Consider the following 3,846-nt stretch of genomic DNA (forward strand, 5'->3'; position numbering starts at 1 on the left):
ACGACGGCCCTCGCAGCGAGGCTCCTGCCTCGCGGCTGATCCCGGCGCCGCCTCGCGTCAGGCGGTGGCGTGGGCGAGGAAGTGGGCCCAGGGGGTGGGGGCGATGGTGAGGAGGGGCCCGCCGTCTTCGGGCTTGTGCTTGGAGTCGCGGATGTGGATGGCGTGGGGGGAGGGGCGTACCTCTACGCAGTCGCCGCCCTCGCCGCTGCTGCGGCTGGACTTCTGCCAGGGGTAGGCGACTTCGAGGCATTCACCGCCGCCGCCGCTGCTGTAGCTGGACTTCCGCCAGGTGTAGGCGGCTTCGAGGCACTCGCCGCCTTCGCCGCCGCTGTAGCTGGATTTGAACCAGTTGAGCTGCTCGGTGGTGTTCATCTCTCTCCCAGCATCTTCTCGATCAGGTCCAGAGACTCCCGAGGGGTGAGAGCCAATGCGCGCATGATTCCATAGCGATCGGCGATCAGCCGGACCTCTCCCGGATCGGTGATCAGCTTGGGGTACCCCTGGGCCTCCGTGTAGGCAACTTGGTGGTGCTGCCCTTTGGGCACCAGAAGATTGAACGCACCGTCCATGTTCGGGTGTTCCTCACAACTGGTCGGCAGCACCTGAATCTCGACGTTCCGCATGCGGCCATAGCGCAGGAGTTGCCTCAGCTGGACGACGTGCACGTCGAGCCCGCCGATCGGACGCTGCAACACGGCCTCCTCAAGGACGAAGCTGCAAGTCGGTCCCGGCCAGCGCTCGAAGATCTGTTGCCGAGCCAGGCGGTCGGACACCCGCTTCTCCACTCTCTCCTCCGACAGCAGCGGCCGCCGCTTGGAGAACACTCCGCGCGCGTAATCTTCGGTCTGCAACAGCCCCGGCACACCCTGGTTGGCGTAGAGGTGCAGCTCGATCGCCTCCGCCTCCATCTTCGCGTACCCCCGATACCACTCCGGGTGCCTCGTCCGCGCCTTCTTCTGGGCCTCCCGTACGTCCTCCACCGCCGCTAGCAGGACCCCGCCCGCCCCCAGCAACGGGTCCGCCAGCGCCAGGAACTCCGGCTGCGGGGTACGCACACCGCGTTCCATCGCGGAGATCAGGTCCTCCCCGCAGTGCGCCACCGCCCCCAACTCCTTCTGGCTCATTCCCGCGCGGACGCGCAGCACCTTGAGCTGTTTGCCGACGGCCCTGAACAGATGAGCCGTGCCGTCCTCCTCGGCGGGCCGCTCCGGGCGCCGCTCCTCCGGTTCCGAGTTCGCCATTACTGCCTTCACCCGATGGTCACGGCCGACAACCCGACAAGGCACCCGGCGCACCCGTACGGTTACGTTAAGTCGCACTGTCGCTTCTGGTCAGGGTAGAACCGACCCGCCACGCTCAGTGACATGAAGCCGCAAATTCCCACCCCCACGGGAGAGTTGACCGCGTTCCGGCAGCTGCTGAGCCCCACCCCCAGAGGCGCCCGCCTCGCCCGACGGCTGACCGTGCACCAGGTGGACGCCTGGGGCTTCCCGCAGGGCAGCGACGCCTCCGAGGCTGCCGCGCACATCGTCGCCGAGTTCGCCGCGAACGCGGTCACGCACGGCCGCGTCAGCGGGCGCGACTTCGAGTTGCGCCTCCTTCGGCGGGAGCCGGACACGCTCCGTATCGAGGTCGCCGACGCGCGAGGCGACCTGCTGCCCCGCAGCCAACCGGACGGCGCGGAAGCCGAGTCGGGCCGCGGACTGTGGCTCGTCGAGGCGTTCGCCACCGCGTGGGGGGTGACCGAGCGCGAGGTCGGCAAGACCGTCTGGGCCGAGCTGACGGTCTGACGACCCGGCCGCGGAACTTTCGTCCAATACGGGGCCGTCGAAGTCCGCGACGGTGGTGAAGCCCGCCGAACAACCGAAGCAGCATGGAGGGAAACACCCGTGGCGAGCGTGAACGAGAACGAGAACGGGACCACCGAAGCCGACACGGCCGACCGCGACCTGATCGTCCGCATCGCGTTCGGCAGCATGGCCGCGCAGACCCTGCGCACGGCGGTCCGGATGAGGATCGTCGAGTTGATCGGCGACGCGCGGCGCACCGCCGCCGACGTCGCCGCCGACGCGGGGGCCGAGCCACAGCCGATGACCCGGCTGCTGCGCGCCCTGACCGGCCTCGGCCTGCTGCGGGAGCACACTCCCGGCACCTTCTCCGTGACGCGGGCGGGAGCGTTCCTCGACCCCACCCGGCCCGGCTCGCTCACCTCGTTCGTGCGGATGTTCACCGAGCCGATGCTGACCCGCGCCTGGGAGCACCTGGACGGGAGCGTCCGTACCGGAGACATCGCCTTCGACACCGTCTTCGGTACGGACTTCTTCAGCCACCTCGCCCAACACCCGGAGCTGTCCGCCGAGTTCAACGCGGCGATGAGCCAGGCCGCGGGAGAGGCCGCCGCCGCGCTGCCACGCGCGTACGACTTCGGCCGGTTCGCCACGGTCGCCGACGTGGGCGGCGGCGACGGCACGCTGCTGGCCGGGGTGCTCACCGCGTACCCGGTGCTGAGCGGTGTCCTCTACGACACGGCGGAGGGGCTCGCCCAGGCCCCGCAGACCCTGTCCGGGCACGGGCTCACGGACCGCTGCTCGGTGGTCGCCGGTGACTTCTTCCGCTCGGTGCCGAAGGGAGCGGACGCCTACCTGGTGAAGAGCATCCTGCACGACTGGACCGACGCACAGGCGGTCACGATCCTCGGCCACTGCCGTGAGGTGCTGCCGCCCGGCGGACGCGTCCTGATCGTGGAGCCCGTGCTCCCCGAAGTCGTCGACCCCGGCCCCGAACCCGGCCTCACCGACAGTGCGCTCACCTACCTGAGCGACCTCAACATGCTGGTGAACGTGGGTGGCAGGGAGCGCACCCGACCGGACTTCGAGGACGTGTGCCGACGCGCGGGCCTGCGCGTCACCTCGGTCACTCCGCTGCCCGACGCCGAGCCGTTCTCCCTCATCGAGGCAGTGGCCTAGCCGGAGGCTCCGAGGCGAGCTTCCACCCCGTCGACCGTGTGGCCGATGCCCGTACGCATGCGCCCTCTGTCAGCCCGTGAGGGTGTAGCCGAGCGGGCCGCCGCCGTTGGTCATGCCCTCGCAGTTCGGGTCGGTGGACTCGAATATCTGGCGTCCGCCGCCGAGGCACCGGTAGAGCGGTGCGCTGGGCACGCCGGGCTGCGGGGCGTCCTGGATCCAGCCGAGGCGGGTCACGTACTGCTGGCCCTCGCAGTTGACATCGCCGGAGAGGAAGTGATCCCCGCGAACGACACAGAGGTACAGCGGATGGGTGCCGGGCTTCGGCGCGGTGGTGAGGCGGCCCATGCTGCCTTCCCGGTTGTACCCGTCGGGGACGTGCCAGACGCTGCTGAGGTGGTCCTTGCCGGGCTTGAGGTAGCGGTACAGGTCCAGCTCCGCCGCGGCCACCGCCGGTTCCCCGAGGCAGGTGATCTCCCGGATCGAGGTCCAGTACCCCCCGACGTGTTCGAAGTCCGTCCCGTTGGTTTCACGGCACTGGGAGGCACTGAATCCGGTAGCCGCCGCCTGGGCCAGAGCCGCCTCGGTGGCGGCGCGCCGCGCGATGTTGCGGGGACCGCCGCCGGTCCCCGTGTAGCGCAGCTGGACCGGCCCTACGCCCGTTGCGGCGGCAGCGGAAGCGGAACCCGAAGCGGGGGCGGCTTGGGCTTGGACGGAGCCGGCCAGGGCGGTGGTGCAAACAACGGCCGCGGCCAGGAGTACGGCCCGTAAGCCTCGTTGACGTCTCATGGTGTGCTCCTCCAGGAATCGCTCGGGCGGATGTCCGGGGACTGTCTTGACGCCAAGAAACGTAGCGAGATGCACTGAGTGCTCGGTACCCGTC

General features: G+C 69.7%; 5 protein-coding genes. 2 read left to right on the top strand and 3 right to left on the bottom strand.

Features of this window, described 5'->3' with window-relative positions; all coding sequences use genetic code 11:
• Positions 1-57 precede the first annotated feature (57 nt).
• Positions 58-372, bottom strand: coding sequence for a DUF397 domain-containing protein (locus GKQ77_RS29365; protein WP_219692149.1), 315 nt, complete (start codon positions 370-372; stop codon positions 58-60).
• The gene (locus tag GKQ77_RS29370; RefSeq protein ID WP_219692150.1) at positions 369-1,241 is read right to left on the bottom strand and encodes a helix-turn-helix domain-containing protein; all 873 of its coding nucleotides are present in this window, start codon (positions 1,239-1,241) and stop codon (positions 369-371) included. Before GKQ77_RS29370 ends, GKQ77_RS29365 begins: the two co-directional genes overlap by 4 nt.
• Before the next feature lie 123 nt (positions 1,242-1,364).
• Here GKQ77_RS29370 and GKQ77_RS29375 point away from each other — a divergent pair, with 123 nt between their 5' ends.
• Together GKQ77_RS29375 and GKQ77_RS29380 are read left to right on the top strand one after the other, a co-directional pair.
• A complete protein-coding gene (locus GKQ77_RS29375; protein ID WP_219692151.1) occupies positions 1,365-1,790 on the top strand; it encodes an ATP-binding protein in 426 nt (141 codons plus the stop codon).
• A 108-nt stretch (positions 1,791-1,898) separates the two neighbouring features.
• Positions 1,899-2,966, top strand: coding sequence for a methyltransferase (locus GKQ77_RS29380; protein WP_443728931.1), 1,068 nt, complete (start codon positions 1,899-1,901; stop codon positions 2,964-2,966).
• A gap of 69 nt (positions 2,967-3,035) precedes the next feature.
• Here GKQ77_RS29380 and GKQ77_RS29385 read toward each other — a convergent pair whose 3' ends face one another.
• Positions 3,036-3,752, bottom strand: a complete 717-nt coding sequence (locus GKQ77_RS29385) for a hypothetical protein (protein ID WP_219692152.1) — start codon at positions 3,750-3,752, stop codon at positions 3,036-3,038.
• Positions 3,753-3,846 lie beyond the last annotated feature (94 nt).

It is taken from the genome of Streptomyces anatolicus (assembly GCF_019400875.1).
Taxonomy (GTDB): Bacteria; Actinomycetota; Actinomycetes; order Streptomycetales; family Streptomycetaceae; genus Streptomyces; species Streptomyces anatolicus.

Bases quoted from the DNA above. Each gene is read 5' to 3' on its own strand.
- GKQ77_RS29385 (WP_219692152.1), bottom strand. From the start codon at position 3,752: ATGAGACGTCAACGAGGCTTACGGGCCGTACTCCTGGCCGCGGCCGTT.
- GKQ77_RS29370 (WP_219692150.1), bottom strand. From the start codon at position 1,241: ATGGCGAACTCGGAACCGGAGGAGCGGCGCCCGGAGCGGCCCGCCGAG.
- GKQ77_RS29375 (WP_219692151.1), top strand. From the start codon at position 1,365: ATGAAGCCGCAAATTCCCACCCCCACGGGAGAGTTGACCGCGTTCCGG.
- GKQ77_RS29365 (WP_219692149.1), bottom strand. From the start codon at position 372: ATGAACACCACCGAGCAGCTCAACTGGTTCAAATCCAGCTACAGCGGC.